Annotated in this window: 1 protein-coding gene; it reads left to right on the top strand. The window is 69.7% G+C overall.

Translation table 11 applies throughout. The features are described from left to right. Window positions 1-190 precede the first annotated feature (190 nt). Entirely contained in the window at window positions 191-1,096 is a 906-nt protein-coding gene (locus E2651_RS43310) for a hypothetical protein (RefSeq protein WP_348541711.1), read from the top strand. Window positions 1,097-1,157: the final 61 nt, after the last annotated feature.

A 1,157-nucleotide genomic window follows, 5' to 3' on the forward strand; every position in this document is an offset into this window, starting at 1 on the left:
GTTCCCCCGGTCAGTGCCGGGCGCCCCCGTGTCGCCCGGCAGGAAGAACGCTAAGCAGCTCCGCCAACACACCGCCAACAGCGGCTTCGTACTTTGGTTGCCGGGTGCGCAGGCGACCGCATCCCTTCGTCGGCCACCACAGGACGGAAGACGGATGCCCGCCCGGCATCCGCCTTTCTAGCGTCGAAGCATGACGGTCGAGACCAAGAACACAGGCCCCCGCACCGCGCCCCGCCGTGCGGGCGTGCTCCCCGCCGAGCGGGCCCTCGCACCCGACCTCGCACGCGGGCTCATGCTGCTGTTCATCGTCCTGTCCAACACGGCGTTCCATCTGACGGCGGCAAGGCACGGGCCATCGGGGTGGCAGCCGGTGGACGGCGGATGGCTCGACCACGCCGTGCAGTTCACCATGATCACCGTCCTCGACCTACGCATCTATCCCCTCTTCGCGTTCCTCTTCGGGTACGGGATGATGCGGCTCTACCTGCGGCAGACGGCGGCCGGTACCTCGGAGCGGGACGCGGTGCGCCTGCTGCGGCGCCGGAGTCTGTGCCTGATCGTCATCGGACTACTTCACTCCACCCTCCTGATGGCCGGAGACATCATCGGCTTCTACGGCGTGGTCAGCCTCGTACTCGGCTGGCTGTTCCTGAGGCGCAGTGACCGTGCGCTGAAGTGGTGGATCTGGATCGCCACGGCACAGTTCGTGCTGCTGGCCGCGCAGCCGGTCGTATCCGCCTTGCTGGCGGGCGAGTTGGGCACGCTCGGGGACGCCGGCGCCGAACCGGGCGCCGATGCGTACGCCGCCGACGAGTCCAGCTGGCCGGCCGCAGCCGGGACCCGCGTGGGCAGCGGCCTCTTCGTGACGTTCGCGGCCGCCCCGCTGTCTCTGGTCGGCGGCGCGTACGTCGTCTTCCTGCTCGGCTTCTGGGCAGCGCGCAGGGGTGTGCTGGAGAACCCTGGGCGCCTTTGCCGAGGCCCGTCGGTGATCACTCCCTCCAGAAAGAGGACTGACCCCTCACCCCGCAGCGCTGGCCAGCCGATCGCGCCACGACAGTGGCTGGGGCTGACGCTCGGCACCGGCGCCAGTGGCTGACGCCCCCGCCCCCGCCACCCTGCACCTGTCCCTTATGCACATCTGCCGCCGCCGACGAATA

This window comes from Streptomyces sp. MZ04 (genome assembly GCF_004684775.1).
Taxonomy (GTDB): Bacteria; Actinomycetota; Actinomycetes; order Streptomycetales; family Streptomycetaceae; genus Streptomyces.